13 protein-coding genes are annotated in these 14,289 nt (G+C 60.1%); 7 read left to right on the forward strand and 6 right to left on the reverse strand.

All coding sequences use genetic code 11. The features are described from left to right. Positions 1-13 precede the first annotated feature (13 nt). A complete protein-coding gene (locus tag J5274_RS17150; RefSeq protein ID WP_142823552.1) occupies positions 14-781 on the reverse strand; it encodes a helix-turn-helix domain-containing protein in 768 nt (255 codons plus the stop codon). A gap of 110 nt (positions 782-891) precedes the next feature. On the opposite strand from J5274_RS17150, the gene J5274_RS17155 reads away from it, so the two are divergent. Both J5274_RS17155 and J5274_RS17160 read left to right on the forward strand, forming a co-directional pair. Further along, the gene (locus tag J5274_RS17155; RefSeq protein ID WP_142823553.1) at positions 892-1,848 is read left to right on the forward strand and encodes a DMT family transporter; all 957 of its coding nucleotides are present in this window, start codon (positions 892-894) and stop codon (positions 1,846-1,848) included. A gap of 475 nt (positions 1,849-2,323) precedes the next feature. Next, positions 2,324-3,604, forward strand: coding sequence for a cysteine desulfurase-like protein (locus J5274_RS17160; RefSeq protein ID WP_142823554.1), 1,281 nt, complete (start codon positions 2,324-2,326; stop codon positions 3,602-3,604). A 9-nt stretch (positions 3,605-3,613) separates the two neighbouring features. Here the strand turns inward: J5274_RS17160 and J5274_RS17165 are convergent, their stop codons facing one another. Next, positions 3,614-4,705 (reverse strand): LLM class flavin-dependent oxidoreductase, encoded by a 1,092-nt coding sequence (locus J5274_RS17165; protein WP_142823555.1) that lies wholly within the window; start codon positions 4,703-4,705, stop codon positions 3,614-3,616. A gap of 134 nt (positions 4,706-4,839) precedes the next feature. Between J5274_RS17165 and J5274_RS17170 the strand changes: the two genes are divergently transcribed. The 4 genes from J5274_RS17170 (at position 4,840) to J5274_RS17185 (ending at position 8,653) form a co-directional block, all read left to right on the forward strand. Then, positions 4,840-5,601 carry an HpcH/HpaI aldolase/citrate lyase family protein gene (locus J5274_RS17170; protein ID WP_142823556.1) on the forward strand — a complete coding sequence of 254 codons (762 nt, stop codon included), beginning with the start codon at positions 4,840-4,842 and terminating at the stop codon, positions 5,599-5,601. Between the two features lie 152 nt (positions 5,602-5,753). Next, positions 5,754-7,010: a pyridoxal phosphate-dependent aminotransferase gene (locus J5274_RS17175; RefSeq protein WP_219274694.1), complete on the forward strand. Its 1,257-nt coding sequence runs from the start codon at positions 5,754-5,756 to the stop codon at positions 7,008-7,010. An 81-nt stretch (positions 7,011-7,091) separates the two neighbouring features. Next, positions 7,092-7,889 carry an ABC transporter substrate-binding protein gene (locus J5274_RS17180; protein WP_142823558.1) on the forward strand — a complete coding sequence of 266 codons (798 nt, stop codon included), beginning with the start codon at positions 7,092-7,094 and terminating at the stop codon, positions 7,887-7,889. Between the two features lie 89 nt (positions 7,890-7,978). After that, a complete protein-coding gene (locus J5274_RS17185) occupies positions 7,979-8,653 on the forward strand; it encodes an amino acid ABC transporter permease (RefSeq protein WP_142823559.1) in 675 nt (224 codons plus the stop codon). Between the two features lie 108 nt (positions 8,654-8,761). Here J5274_RS17185 and J5274_RS17190 read toward each other — a convergent pair whose 3' ends face one another. The 4 genes from J5274_RS17190 to J5274_RS17205 all read right to left on the reverse strand — a co-directional run bounded on the left by J5274_RS17190 (position 8,762) and on the right by J5274_RS17205 (position 13,058). Continuing rightward, complete coding sequence (locus J5274_RS17190; RefSeq protein WP_219274695.1) at positions 8,762-10,045, reverse strand: MFS transporter; 1,284 nt, start codon at positions 10,043-10,045, stop codon at positions 8,762-8,764. Between the two features lie 237 nt (positions 10,046-10,282). After that, positions 10,283-10,480: a hypothetical protein gene (locus tag J5274_RS17195; RefSeq protein WP_142823561.1), complete on the reverse strand. Its 198-nt coding sequence runs from the start codon at positions 10,478-10,480 to the stop codon at positions 10,283-10,285. A gap of 380 nt (positions 10,481-10,860) precedes the next feature. Beyond that, complete coding sequence (locus tag J5274_RS17200; RefSeq protein ID WP_111222465.1) at positions 10,861-11,376, reverse strand: MarR family winged helix-turn-helix transcriptional regulator; 516 nt, start codon at positions 11,374-11,376, stop codon at positions 10,861-10,863. Between the two features lie 110 nt (positions 11,377-11,486). Then, positions 11,487-13,058 (reverse strand): NAD(P)/FAD-dependent oxidoreductase, encoded by a 1,572-nt coding sequence (locus tag J5274_RS17205; protein ID WP_161990944.1) that lies wholly within the window; start codon positions 13,056-13,058, stop codon positions 11,487-11,489. Positions 13,059-13,393: 335 nt separating this feature from the next. Here J5274_RS17205 and J5274_RS17210 point away from each other — a divergent pair, with 335 nt between their 5' ends. After that, a complete protein-coding gene (locus J5274_RS17210; protein ID WP_142823563.1) occupies positions 13,394-14,179 on the forward strand; it encodes a cyclase family protein in 786 nt (261 codons plus the stop codon). Positions 14,180-14,289: the final 110 nt, after the last annotated feature.

Consider the following 14,289-nt stretch of genomic DNA (forward strand, 5'->3'; position numbering starts at 1 on the left):
GACATCGACAGCCTCATCTCCGGCGCATCTGCGTGGGGCTGCTGCCGGTCAGGCGTCGGAACATGGCAATAAATGCAGACGCGCTGCCATATCCCAGTTCTTGCGCCACCCGGCGCACTGGCATGTCGGCTTCGAGCATCGCCAGCGCCGCAACCAGCTTCAATCGCTGCCGCCAGTCGTTGAACGACATTCCAAGCTCGTCCTGGCATCGCCTCGAAAGTGTCCGCTCGGTTGTTTTCATCATCCGCGCCCATTCTTCGAGGGACCGGCGATCCCCTGGCGACTCCTGCAGGGCAGACAGCACAGGTCCGAGCAACGCATCGACCGACAGCGGCAGATAGCTTTCGCAGCGCTCCGCCAGCCGTATCTGATCGACTAGCACCTGCGCCAGCCGTAGATCCTCCGTCGTTTGTGGCACGCCGACGTCGCGGATCGCAAAGTCCGCCAGTATAGCCTTCAACAGCGGACTGAGGCTGAGCGTCTGCGGAACGGGCGGCAGGTCGGCACACAACTCACGGGCGACATACACCGTGACGTAGCGAACGTCATGCCTGATCCACGCTTCATGCAGGGTGTAGGGCGGCAGCCATATGCCGTAATGCGGTGGGGAGAGATAGCGGACACCTTCGATGTCCAGTTCCGCGACGCCGACGAGCGCATAGTTCAGCTCGCCCCACTCCTGGCTCTTGGCCGGAAAGACCGTACCTCCAACGTAACTCTCGGTTCGGAAGGAGACCGGGGCTGGCGGCTCTCCGTCAAGGCGTGGGGATCGAAGGGACATGGCGGCATTCCGGGATTGGCTTTCTGGAATTCGCTATATACCACTAATCGGACAACCGCTAAACACATCCCTGCAGCAGACATCTCCATTATCATTCTGCGGGAATATCCATGGCCGACGGAAAATCCATCGAGACAGCCACGCCGCTGACCCCGGCTTCGGCCTTCGCGCCGTTTGCGACCGTGCTGATCTGGTCCGGCAACGTCATTGTCACGGAGGCGGCATTCGGCGTCATCGCTCCGGGATCGATCGCGTTTTATCGCTGGCTGATCGCTTTCCTCGTCCTGCTGCCCTTTGTCGCCAAGGCAGCCTGGCAACAGCGAGCCGTCGCGGCGCGTCACTGGTTGCAACTGGCAGTGCTAGGAGCGCTTGGCATGGTCGTCTACCAGAGCCTTGCCTATGAGGCGGCGAAGACCACGACCGCCGTCAATATGGGCGTTATGCTGGCACTGATGCCGCTGATGTCGGCGCTGCTTGCAAGCCTGCTTGCCGCGGAAAGACTATCGTTCAACCGTCTCGCCGGCGGCGCCGTATCGCTCGCCGGCCTCGTCTACCTCACGTCGCACGGCCATCCCGCCACGCTCCTGACCGGTGGATTTCACCTCGGCGATGGCCTGATGCTGATCGCGATTGCGGCAAACTCGCTCTACGGCGTCCTGCTGAAGCGCTGGACCATTCCGCTGTCGCTCTGGCTGCAGCTGTTCTGGCAGATCGCCTTTGCGACCTTGATGCTGGTTCCCGTCTGGCTGATGGGGACGATTTCGCCGATCACGACGGCAAACCTGCCGCTCATCCTCTACGCCGCCATCCCCACCTCCCTGATTGCGCCACTCTACTGGATGACGGCGATCCGCAGGCTCGGTGCCGCCCGCACCGCCCTCTTCATCAACCTGCTCCCGGTCGTCGTCGCCATTCTTGCTTGGGCTATTCTCAAGGAGGAGTTGCACGCCTACCACGCCATCGGCGGTGCACTTGCGCTGGCCGGCGTTGGCATCGGCCTTCGCCAGCGCAAACCCTCTCGCATAATGGCAAAAGCCGTCACCAACCCTGTTCAACACAGGTCGTGATCTTCCACCAAATACAATCTTAAGGCGATTTTTCTATCTTACTCATCCACTTCGACTATGACTGATAGAGTCGGTAGCGAAAGCAGCAGGCACCGTGGCCAGCGGTGCATCGAGGAAGACGGGCCTCCTCGACCCAGGCGAGGGCCTCGTTACTGAAAACGGAGGTGATCTATGTGGTACATACCGCTTAGTTTCACGTTTGTGGTAAGAAAAACCCGCACAGGCTGGTCAATGACCGTGCGGGTTAACTTTTTATCATAAAAAAATGGTGGGTGGAGTTAGCGCTCCATCCACCGCTCCAAGATATGTCGAACCAACCAATTTTGCAAGTACAGTATCAAGCTCACCGAGCCGATCCCAAGACCACCCTCGAATTTAGTTGAACTATAAAATATCTCGTGATCATATGCTTGCGAGACGGCAGGGGACCCCGCCTCAAGCCGACCAAACGAAACGGCGCCCCCGCGAGACACCCATGAACGCTGCAGCTTCCGACACGACGTTTACCGGCGAAAACGGCTTTCCGGTCGAGGAGCTGCGCGGCATGTTTCCGGCACTGCAGAAGGCCGGCGATTTTGTCTTTCTCGACAATGCCGGTGGCGCGCAGGTGCCGCAGGCTGTTGTCGACGCAGTTGCAAACCACCTCATCGACTTCAACGTCCAGCGCATGGCCAAATACCAGCACAGCCAAGGTGTCGACCGTAATCTCGATGAGGCACGCGTGACCGTTGGCTTGCTCGTCAACGCCTACCGACCGGAAGAAATCTCCTTCGGCCTAAACGCCACATCTTTCATCCGGCTCGTTAGCCTTGGCATTGCAAGGATGCTGGAGACACGCAACGAGATCATCGTCACCGACATGGACCATGACGCAAACATCGCCACCTGGATGGCGCTGGAGGCCGATGGCGCTAGGATCGTCTGGTGGCACATGCGCGAAGACGGTACGCTGCATACGGATGATCTGAAGCCGCTGCTCTCGGAGCGCACCCGCCTCGTCGCCTGCACCGTCACGGCCCATTCGATCGGCACCATCGTCGATGTCAAGACGGTCGGGCAGTTGGCTCATGCCGCCGGCGCAGAAGTCTTTCTCGATAGCGTCCACTACGGCCCGCACAGCCTGATCGATGTGCAGAACTGGAACTGCGACTATCTCGTCTGCTCCGGCTACAAGAATTTTTCGCCGCACATGGGGTTCCTGTGGGGCCGCTACGATGCGCTGGTGAAGCTGCCGACGTTCAAGGAAGACTTCATTCCGGATGTCCCGCCCTACAAGATCGAGGTCGGCACCTTCGCCTACGAGAACGTGGCCGGCATGAACGCTGCCGTCAAATATCTAGAAACCCTCGGCCGCCGCTTCCTGTCCGCCGGAGAACACTCCCGACGCGCTGCCATAGCCGCCGCCATGGGCGCCATCCGCGCCTATGAAACGACCCTGTCGCGCGAATTGCTGGCAATCCTCAAGCGTCACGGCGCAGTGATCTACGGCATCTCCGACGAGACCAACATTGCCGGTCGCGTGCCGACAATATGCTTCAACATCCCCGGCATCACGCCCCAGCAGATTGCCAGTGAAATGGGCGAAGCCGGCATCGGCCTGCGCGACGGCCACATGTTCGCCCCGCGTCTGATGAGACGTCTCGGGCTGACCATGGAACAGGGCGCGCTCAGGATTTCCATGGTGCACTACAACACCCTGGCGGAAGCCGCCCGCTTCGACCTAGTCCTCGGCAACATCATCGCCCGCCATCGGTGAAATGCATTCTCACATCCGATACCCCGCCTGCTGCAGGATCGGCAGCACGCGGTCGCAGAAATATGGCAGTTCCTGCGTGTAGTTGACGAAGGAAAGGGCTATGCCGGCATAGCCTTTTTCGCTGATCTCGATCATTTCAGCGGCGATGCTCTCCGGCGTCCCGATCAGCGGATAGCTTCCGGCACCACCTGCAAAGCGCTGGCGATAGCGGTCATAGGCTCCGGCATCATGCGATTGTGAGAACTCCTTCTTGCCTGCCATATGGGCATCGACCGCCTCGTGATCGGCCATGGTGACGGCGTAGCGCACGTAATAATCCTGCGCTTCCTGCCGGCTCTCGCGGCAGACGACATGGCAGACGGTGTAGACGCCTACATCCCGGCCTTTGGCCTCCGCCCGCTCGCGGATATCGGCAACCGGCTTTCCGGCATCCGCCATCTCCGTGAACGTGGTGAACAGGTAATCGCAATGGGCTGCGGCGAAATCCCGACCCGGACCGCCGAATGCTGCATTCATGGTCACCGGGCGAGGCATCTGCAGGCTCGCCGGCCGGCTGACTGCATCCTTCAGGCTGTAGTAGACACCGTTGAAATCGAAGGGCTGATCGGGGCCGTAGGCGCGCTCGACAATATCGAGCCACTCGGCTGCCTGATCATAGCCCTTCTCGACCAGGGGCGTGCCGAACATGCCGAATTCCTTCGGGTTCCAGCCGCAGACGATGTTGAGGCCTGCCCTGCCGCAGCTGACATGGTCGACCGTCGCCAGCGATTTTGCGGCGTAGAGCGGATGAACGAGTGGCACGTGGACTGTCATGAACAGGCCGATCTGCTTGGTCGAGGCGGCGAGCGCGGCTGCCCAGGTGAAAGTCTCGAACGACCATTCGCGCACCCTGTTGCGGCCACCGAAACCGCGCCAGCGGGCAATCGGCAGCAGGAATTCCAGCCCGGCGCGGTCGGCGATCTTTGCCGCAGCAAGATTGTCCTCCCAGCTTGCCGTCCACCGCTCCGGCACATCGGTGATCGCCAGCCCACCATCGGCATTGGTCGAAAACACGCCAAGCTTCAGCTTGTTCGGCCCCTTGAGCGGATGCTGCTTGATCATGGTTTCTCCCTCACCTTTCCAGTCAGGCTACGTGCAGGATAAAATATTTCAAGCCTAAAATAGATTTCGCTTTCGCAGACTTTGCGTTTAGGTTTATCGGTGAACAAACCAATGCCGCCATCCGGGGATCCACCATGACCAGTTTTCGCCAGCGCTGCCTCGACCGCGCTCCGCTGATCGGCACGTTCTCGGCCATCCCCCACCCTGTCGCCGTCGAAGTCGTGGCAATGGCAGGCGTCGATTTTCTCTGCATCGACTGGGAGCACGCGCAGATCAGTCGCGAGCGCATCGAGGATCTCATCCGCGCCGCCGACGTGCATCGCGTGCCTGCAATTGTCCGGGTGCCCGGCCATGCGCCGGAATCCATCGCCGCCGTTCTCGATGCTGGAGCAGCCGGCGTGCTGGTGCCGCGCATCTCCAATGCCGCAGAGGCCACGGCCGCAGTGATGGCAACGCGGTACCCGCCGGTCGGCGAGCGAGGCGTCGGCCCAGGTCGAGCCGCAGCCTACGGCTATCGCATCCCGGACTACCTCGCGACAGCCAATGAATCCCTCGTTCTCGCCATCCAGGTCGAGACGGCTGAAGGCCTTGCCAACATCGCGGAGATCGCGGCCGTCGAGGGTGTCGATGTCATTTTCATCGGCCCCGGCGACCTGTCGGTGTCGATCGATGCACTCGGGCCAGATGGCAAGGACAGGCTCGACAAGGCCATTCATGCCATCACGGAAACGGCGCTTGCAGCCGGCCGGACTGTCGGCATTTTCCGTCCTTCGACATTCGATATCGCGACCTGGTCGGCGGCCGGCATCAGTTTCTTCCTGCTGGCCAGCGACACAATGTTTCTTGGAGCCGCCATGGCGGAAAACGCTGCAAAAGCGCGCAATTCTTGCGCTTAGCAACAACCGATATTTAAGTTAGCAACATCAACGACTTGAAGCCAATTTTCAAACGTCAGAAATATGCTTTTTCCAGAGACTTTTTAAGCTTCAAATTTTTTTCTTGAAATGCCCTTCGTTTTGGATAACCATTCGAAATCAAGGGGTGATCCATGCGTCTTCCGAAACTATCGGCGACGTTCCGACATCTGAATTTCAAGGAAAAGACCGTGCCTTTACGAGCATCACCCGCAGCCGACAACGACCATTACGCTTTCGACGGCATCCGCGCCCAGATCCGCGACCTGCACACCGAGAATATTGCCGAGCTCGCCATGCGTGCACGCGAACTCGGAGATGTGATCCCGCTCTGGTACGGCGAAGGCGACATGGTAACGCCGGCTTTCATCCGCGATGCCGCCAAGCAGGCACTCGATGACGGCGCCACTTTCTACATCCCCAATATGCGCGGCTCCGGTCCGCTCAACGAAGCCCTTTCGGCCTATCAGTCGCGGCTGCACGACCGCGACATTCCGATCCAGCGTACGACGATCACGCCAGGCGGCATGCAAGCGCTTTATCTCGCCCTCCAGCTGCTGGTCGATGTCGGCAGCAATGTCGTCTACGTCGCGCCGCAGTGGCCGAACATTCACAATGCCATCCACCTGATCGGCGGCGAGCCCCGGCCGGTGCCGCTCGACTTCGACACCGACTGGCACCTCGATCTCGACAAGCTGTTTGCCCGCTGCGACGCCCGCACCCGGGCAATCTGCCTGTCGACACCCTCCAATCCGACCGGCTGGACGGCTTCGCACGACGAGATGAAGGCGCTGCTCGAGTTCAGCCGCCGGACCGGCATCTGGATCATCTCCGACGAGGTCTATGCGCGGCTCTATTTCGAAGGGATCGTTGCACCCTCGATCCTCCAGGTTGCCGATGACGGCGACCGGGTGATCTCGGTGAACAGCTTTTCAAAAGCCTGGGCGATGACCGGCTGGCGCATTGGCTGGCTCACCCACCCGTCCGGCGTCGCCGACCAGCTGGCGGCGATGACGCAATATATCAACAGCGGCACGGCCGGTATGATCCAGGCTGGAGCACTGGCTGCCGTCAGGGATGGCGAGCCGCTGGTCGAGGATGTCAGGCAGAAGATCAAGGCCGGCCTCGACCTCGCCTACGAGAAACTTCCGCAGATTCCGGGCATCGTCCTGCCGGTAAAACCGCGCGGCGGCATGTATGCGTTCTTCGCGCTCGAAGGCGAAAGCGATGCCCGCGCTGCCTGCACCCGCATCCTGGAGACCTCGCGCGTCGGCCTGGCCCCGGGCTATCTCTTCGGAGACAGCTCCCGCGCCTTCCTGCGCATGTGCATCTTCCGCGACATCGAACAGATCCGCACTGCGCTCGACCGCATGGTTGTCGCCATGACATGACGGCCAGCCCTTAAGGGCCGCGCCGATGCTACCCGCGTGGGCCAACGATGCCCACGGGTCCATAACCAGAGGGAAACAGACATGAGCCTTACGCGTCGTAATCTATTGGTGCTCGCCGCCGCCATCAGCCTTGCCGGCGGGTCGTCCATTGCCCATGCGGCAGAGACGTTGAACGTCGGTTCCTACCCGAGCAACCCGCCGTTTGAGTACAAGACGGACTCGGGCGCCTTCGAGGGCTTCGAGGTCGACATCGTCAAGGAAGCCGCCAAGCGCGCCGGAATGACCCCCGAAATCGCCGACTATGGCTTCCAGGCGCTGTTCGCCGGAACCTCGTCCAAGCGCATCGACGTTGCGATCTCGTCGATCACCATCACGCCGGAGCGGCTGAAGTCGCAGTCCTTCACCCAGCCCTACTACGATTCCGACATGGGCATCGCCGCCAAGGCCGACAGCGCCATCAAGGGCATTGCCGATCTCAAGGGCAAGACCATCGGCGTGCTGTCCGGCTCGACCGGCGCTAAATGGGTCGACGAGCATAAGGCCGCAGATGGCTTTGCAGACGTCAAGGGCTACAATGCCCAGCAGGAAATGTTCCTCGATCTCGGCGCCGGCCGGGTCCATGCCGTGGTCAGCGACGTGCCCGGCATGGAATACCTGTTCGTCAAGATGAAAGGCTTCGCCGTAAAGGAGCGCATCAAGACAGGCGAACAGTACGGCCTGATGATGACGAAGGATTCCCCACTGCTCAACAAGCTCAACGATGCCCTGACAGCGATGAAAAAAGACGGCACCTTGCAGGCGATCCACAAGAAGTGGTTTGGCAGCGATGCACCGGCTGGCTCCTCCACCGTCGTCGAAATGCCGATCCCCAAGGCTTGATCGAACCATAAACTGCCATGATCCATGCCGGTCGCCCCGAAGCCGGCATGGATGTGACGGACTGAACGCTTGCAAGACCGGTGGATACCATGTCGCTCGTCGAGACCTTCTTCAACTACGACGTCCTGATGTCGTCCATACCGGCCCTGCTGCGGGGATTGTGGAACACCATCCTGCTCGGCATGATGAGCATCCTCATCGGCGTTCCCTTCGGCCTCGTCATCAGCCTGGTCAGGCTCTATGCGCCGAAACCATTCCGGCTGCTCGCTGTTGGCTATATCGACATCCTGCGGGCGACGCCCGTCCTCGTCGTCCTCATCCTGATCTATTATGCCCTGCCGTTCCTTGGCATCAGGCTAACGTCCTGGGCATCGGCCGTCATCGCCTTTTCCATCGTCATGGCCGCCTACTCCGCCGAGGTATTCCGATCCGGCATCGAGAGCGTCGCGAGGGGCCAGTTCGAGGCAGCCTCAGCCCTCGGCCTGCCGTTCATCGTCACGCTCTACAAGGTGGTCCTGCCGCAGGCGATCCGCATCGTCATTCCGCCGATGACCAGCAATTGCGTATCGATGTTCAAGGATACCTCGCTCGCCTCGACCGTCGCCCTGCCGGAACTGTTGAAGGAAGCGCAGGACGCCCAGGCCCTCTACGCCAACCCCTCGCCCCTGATCGGCGCAGCACTCGTCTACATCATCCTGCTATGGCCAATGGTGCGACTGGTGAGCATGCTGGAAAAGCGCTTCAAGACCGAAAAGGCCCATTGAAGTCTGCGGTTGCCTGGACGGCAGACGTAGTCTCTTGGACAGCACCGGCAGCAATCATTGCGGAGTGCCTCCGCAAGAAGGCACTCCAGAGCGGAAAACATTCAGCTCCTACGCCGAACCGACTTCTGCCTTACGGCCAAGGGCGCGTTCGACGATGATCACCAGCAGGCCTGCGGCTGCCAGGCATGCGGCAAGGAAGAACATCGGCACGATCTTGCTTCCGGTGGCATCGCTGATCCACGGCACCACGTTCTGCGCGATGAAGCCACCGAGATTGCCGACCGAGTTGATGGCGGCCAGGCCCGCTGCGGCGCCGGCACCCCGGAGGAAGCGCGATGGCAGGCTCCAGAACACCGGCTGCCCGGCAAAAATGCCGGCCGCGGCGATGCAGAGAAAGATGAACTGTAGCAGCGGCGAAGTGACAAGGGCGGATAGCGTCAGGGCGATGGCGCCGACGAAAGCAGGTCCGGCGATGTAGGGTGTCTTTGCTTCCGTCTTGTCGGCAGCGGCAGGCACGACCCAGAGGGCAATCGCCACGACCACCCAAGGGATGATGTTGATGAAGCCGTTGACTGTGTTGGTGACGCCGAAGCCCTTGACGATGGTCGGCAGCCAGTAGCTCAACCCGTAGGCTGCCAGCGGAAAACCGATGTAGCAGATAGCCATCAGCATCACCCGCGGGTTGATAAGCGCCTTGAAACCGTCATCAGCAGTCCCGTCCATGCCCTGGTTTTCCTGCGCCAGCCGCTCTTTCAGCCACAGCTTTTCAGCATCGTTGAGGAATTTTGCCTCTTCCGGCCGGTCGTCCAGATAGAAGAATGTCACCAGACCCACCACGACGGCGGGGATACCGGTGGCGAGGAACACCCACTCCCAACCGGCAAGGCCGAGAAAGCCGTGCAGATCCAGCAACATGCCGCCAAGCGGCGCGCCGACAGCATTGGCGATGGCGCTGAAGATCATGAACAGGCCGACCATGCGCCCTCGATAGTTCCGGGGAAACCAGAGGGTCAGGAGAAACAGCACGCCCGGAAAGAAGCCGGCTTCGGCGACGCCGAGCAGGAAGCGCAGGATGTAGAACATCGTCATGTTCTGCGTGAATGCCAGCGCGATCGTCACCAGGCCCCAGCTGACCATGATCCGCGTGAACCACACACGGGCTCCGAACCGCGTCAGAAACAGGTTTGCCGGGATTTCGAAAATGAAATAGCCGACAAAGAACAAGGATGCACCAAGGCCATAGGCGTATCCGCTCATGCCAAGCGTATCGACCATCTGGAGCTTCGCATAGCTGACATTTTGCCGGTCGATATAGGCGATGAGGTAGAGGAGACCCAAAAACGGCATGAGCCGCCAGGTGATCTTCCTGATAAGTGCCTGTTCCGAAACCATGCCGCGTCTCCTCCTCGCAAAATAACAATCAGCCTCCCGTCACCTAGTGCCGGCGCAAAGGCTGGCAACCCTGTAAGGGAAACTTACAGTTGTGTCGCGGATTTGGTGGAGCGCCGTTTGATGCGTTAGTAGATAGAGCTGATAGTGGCAGCCCAATTCAAATTTGGAGAGAAGTGCTTCATACGTATATATTCGTGAAATAAAATAATTAATGCGATTGAGCGAATGTCGACCTGCTCACTTTATGGCCTGCCAGTAAAGATAATCCGTGTATTCCTCAGTAGTCATCTCCCGATAAACAACACCCATCGGTGAGGATTTCTTCATGAGGGGGCCATCAAGTGAGATGCCGGATTCAAGCTCAACAACACCGGTGGCAACACAAGGCTCCCACTTCTCTGTTGCCCCAAATAACCTGTTCAAAACCGCGATCATATCATCCCCTAGCTGAAATTCATGCTTAACAAACAACTAACGCGGATTGCTAGCCATCAGATGTAAGCTGGGGACAAATTTGCAGAAGTGGTATTATTGCAACTATATTTGCAATGCCAACTTTTAGAGATAACAATGCCTGTTTCACGAAAAATTTTGAGAAAAGGCCAGCATGGGCGGTAATTTACAAGCGAAATTATAGTTATAATATTATATAAATGAAATTTATTAAGGTAAAAAATAAAACGGAAGGTCTGCTAAAGAAAAATATACATAATAATAGAAGAAATATCCACCACAGAATCTTTGATTTGCGTCGCCATGCGACGTCGATTGCCAATAATGCCCACTAGATTTGGCTGCTGCTCTGCCGCCAACTCTTAATCAAACTCCCCGCCCGAAAGGTGGTTGCTGACGGAGGCCTTGACGGTGCCGATGTCGGTCCAGAGTTCTGCGATGATGGACGGGTCTACGTCTCCCAGCATGTCGCGCAGCCACCCTTCGTGGGCGGCGGCCATGGCGGTGAACAGCTTTTCGCCCTTGGCCGTCAACTTGGCGACGGTCACGCGCCGGTCGCCGTGGGGCGTTTCGCGCAAAACCATGCCGTCGATTTCCAGCCGCTCGACAAGCCCCGTGACGTTGCCGTTGGTGACCATCGTCCGTTTTGAGAGCTCGCCGAGCCTCAGCCCGTCACTTTCGCGATAAAGCTGCGCCATCAGGTCGAACTGCGGCAGCGTCGCGCCGAATTCGGCCCGCAGCCGGCGGCGCACTTCCTGCGAGATCAGCTTCGTGGTCGACAGCATGCGCAACCAGAGGCGCAGTTCCTGCTTCTTGCCATCCTGGGCGCCGTGGGCAATCGCCTCCAGGTCGACAGTTTCGCTTTCTGCTTCGGCCATGATCCCCGCTCGAATTCCTGGACCGCAATCCGTGTTTCCATGGCATACGAAGCAATATTTGAAATGTCAAAGGTTTCGGGTCGGGCTGCCTTGCACGCCAGTGGATAGCATCACTTCGCCAGCATCCGGGCAAGCAGGAAGCCGGAGCCAGCTCCCGTTCCCGCCCCCGGCCAGGTGGACGCACCGCACATGTAGAGGCCGGCGACCGGCGTCCTGTAGCGCGAATATCCGGCGACGGGACGGAACAGGAAATTCTGGTCCAGGTGATGGCTGCCGGAAAGGCTGTCGCCGCCGATGAGGTTGGGGTTTTCGCGCTCGAGGTCCAAAGGCGAGACGACCGTCCGGGCGAGGATCTTGGCTCGCAGGCCCGGCGCATGGACCTCGATGATATCGATCACCCTGTCGGCGTAGTCCTCCTTGACCGCATCCCAGCTGAGCGCGCCGATCTTCGCAGCGGCGTCGCCGAGGATCTCGGCCGGAAGAACCCGCACCTGGACCCAGAGCACATGCTTTCCGGCAGGCGCCCGTGACGGATCGATGGCGGTCGGCTGGCCGACGACCAGCGCCGGCTCTACCGGCAACAGACCGGCCGCCGCTTCCGCATAGACTTTCGACATCATCTCGAGATCAGGTGCGATATGCACATAGGCAAAGCTCTTCAGCGCCTCTCCGGCCGTCCAGTCCGGCAGGCTGTCCAGCGCCAGATGGATCATCATCGTGCCGGGTCCGGCGCGGAACCGGCTGACCTTGCGATCGAAGTCCCGGCGTTTCGGATCGGCATCGAGCAGCTTGTCGAAGAGGTTCTTCGGATTGACGTTGGCGATGACGGCGCGGCTCGCCTCCAGCCGACGGCCATCGGCCAGCAGCACGCCGGTCGCCTTGCCGCCGGACACCAGCACCTTGTCCACCGCCGTCCCGAGCAGGATCTCGCCCCCGCGTGCGGTCAGCATGCCCGTCATCGCCTTGATGATCGTATCCGCACCGCCTTGTCCAATGACCATGCCAAAGGCCTGGTTGGCCATCGATTCCAGATAGGGAAACAGCGCACCGCCTGCGACATCCGGTGCAAAATCGAGGTGTAGCCCCCAGGCGGCCATCATCGTCTTAAGCTTCGCGTGACGAAACCGGGCATCGAGGAAATCGCGCGGAGAGGAAAGCAGCATGCGCACCGTGTCGTAGAGCCAGCCGCTGCCCTTTTGCCGCCAGGCCTTCCAAAGGACGTTCGCTGCTGCAAGCGAGGGCATGGGTGCACCGAGCAGCCCGAAGATGTGCGGCGCATCGGTGGTGAATTCGGAAAGCATTGCCCGCCAGGCCGCCGCGTCCTCCGGCGAAAGTGCCGCAATCGCAGCCGCCGTCTTTTCGAGATCGGTGCTGACGCCGAGATACGTGCCGTCTCGGAAGACGCTGGCGAAACAATCGGCGGCCGGTACGAAACCGAGACCGTTGGCAACGAGCTCCTGCCTGTATTGGGCAAGGAAGGCCGAACCCGCAAACATCGATAGGTTCATGGCGCAGAGATCGTGCCGAAAACCCGGTAGCGTCACCTCCGCAGTCTTGACCGCACCGCCGGCGGTCGTGCTGCCCTCGACGACTGCAACCTTCCAGCCTTTTGCGGTCAGATGTACCGCTGCCGCAAGCCCGTTATGCCCCGCCCCCACCACCACCGCGTCGTATGCCATGATCCACCTTCCGTTCCCTTATTATTTTATACATCACATGCATACATTCTGCGCCGCCGGCATCAAGGGCAGAGGTCTCGAAATCCCGTCATGGACCGCACGACGATGCGGAATTTGGCTGGAATAACGCCACTGGAGAGCCTGTTTTATAGGCCATATGCCCACCTTTGCCAAAATGTCGGGCGGCCTGAAACTTGACGCCCGAGCCGCCCCGCAAATGCTTGCAATATCATATGGTGTGACATAGGCTTGCCCCATTCAGCCGCCTGCCTGGGCGCAAGAAGGGCAGATCAATGCCCCATCCAGCACGGCGGTTTTCGTTCAAGGGGAACATACGAATGACGTCGAACACGCTTGCAAGCCTGGCCACCGCCCTCGTTTCGGGCTCCATCAAGGTCGTCGATCTCACCGCATCGCTCGGCCCCGACACCCCGGTGCTCTACCTGCCGCCGCAGTTCGGCAAGAACACGCCGAAGGTCAAGGTCCACACCATCTCGCAGTATAACGAGGATGGGCCGTTCTGGGCCTGGAACTGGCTGGAACTCGGCGAGCATACCGGCACCCATTTCGATGCACCGAGCCACTGGATCACCGGCAAGGACAACCCCCGGAACACCACAGACACCATTCCTCCGCAGAATTTCGTCGCCCCCGTGAATGTCATCGATCGTTCGAAGGAGGCCGCCGCCAACCCGGACTATCTGCTGACCGTCGACAGCATCAAGGAATGGGAAGCTGAGCACGGCGACATCGAAGCCGGATCCTGGGTATTGCTGCGCACTGACTGGTACAAGCGCAACGGTTCGACCGAGACATTCTTGAACGCCGACGAGAACGGCCCGCATTCGCCGGGTCCGACTGCCGAGGCGATCGAATATCTGCTCACCAAGGACATCATCGGCTGGGGCCAGGAAACCATCGGCACAGATGCCGGCTCGGCCGGTGGCATGAACCCGCCCTTCCCGGCCCACAACCTGATGCACAAGAACAACCGCTACGGTCTCGCCAGCCTCTGCCAGCTTGATCTTCTGCCGCCAAAGGGCGCCATTCTCATCGCCGCCCCACTGAAGATCGTCTCCGGCACCGGCTCCCCCGTCCGCGCCCTGGCCCTGATCGCCCAATAGGCGCACCATGCCCTTAGGCGCTCCCTCTCTCCGCCACCGGCAAGGCTCTTGGCCCGGGAGAGCGTCCGCCAAAGGGCACCGGGCGCTTTCGAGCCCCGCTGCGGTGAAGG

Origin of the sequence: Rhizobium sp. L51/94 (genome assembly GCF_019355555.1) — a bacterium.
Taxonomy (GTDB): domain Bacteria; phylum Pseudomonadota; class Alphaproteobacteria; order Rhizobiales; family Rhizobiaceae; genus Rhizobium; species Rhizobium rhododendri.

What these genes read in the sequence shown, in the direction of transcription:
- J5274_RS17155 (WP_142823553.1), top strand. Translation starts at nt 892, where the DNA reads ATGGCCGACGGAAAATCCATCGAGACAGCCACGCCGCTGACCCCGGCT.
- J5274_RS17165 (WP_142823555.1), bottom strand. Translation starts at nt 4,705, where the DNA reads ATGATCAAGCAGCATCCGCTCAAGGGGCCGAACAAGCTGAAGCTTGGC.
- J5274_RS17160 (WP_142823554.1), top strand. Translation starts at nt 2,324, where the DNA reads ATGAACGCTGCAGCTTCCGACACGACGTTTACCGGCGAAAACGGCTTT.
- J5274_RS17185 (WP_142823559.1), top strand. Translation starts at nt 7,979, where the DNA reads ATGTCGCTCGTCGAGACCTTCTTCAACTACGACGTCCTGATGTCGTCC.
- J5274_RS17190 (WP_219274695.1), bottom strand. Translation starts at nt 10,045, where the DNA reads ATGGTTTCGGAACAGGCACTTATCAGGAAGATCACCTGGCGGCTCATG.
- J5274_RS17200 (WP_111222465.1), bottom strand. Translation starts at nt 11,376, where the DNA reads ATGGCCGAAGCAGAAAGCGAAACTGTCGACCTGGAGGCGATTGCCCAC.
- J5274_RS17180 (WP_142823558.1), top strand. Translation starts at nt 7,092, where the DNA reads ATGAGCCTTACGCGTCGTAATCTATTGGTGCTCGCCGCCGCCATCAGC.
- J5274_RS17195 (WP_142823561.1), bottom strand. Translation starts at nt 10,480, where the DNA reads ATGATCGCGGTTTTGAACAGGTTATTTGGGGCAACAGAGAAGTGGGAG.
- J5274_RS17175 (WP_219274694.1), top strand. Translation starts at nt 5,754, where the DNA reads ATGCGTCTTCCGAAACTATCGGCGACGTTCCGACATCTGAATTTCAAG.
- J5274_RS17210 (WP_142823563.1), top strand. Translation starts at nt 13,394, where the DNA reads ATGACGTCGAACACGCTTGCAAGCCTGGCCACCGCCCTCGTTTCGGGC.
- J5274_RS17170 (WP_142823556.1), top strand. Translation starts at nt 4,840, where the DNA reads ATGACCAGTTTTCGCCAGCGCTGCCTCGACCGCGCTCCGCTGATCGGC.
- J5274_RS17150 (WP_142823552.1), bottom strand. Translation starts at nt 781, where the DNA reads ATGTCCCTTCGATCCCCACGCCTTGACGGAGAGCCGCCAGCCCCGGTC.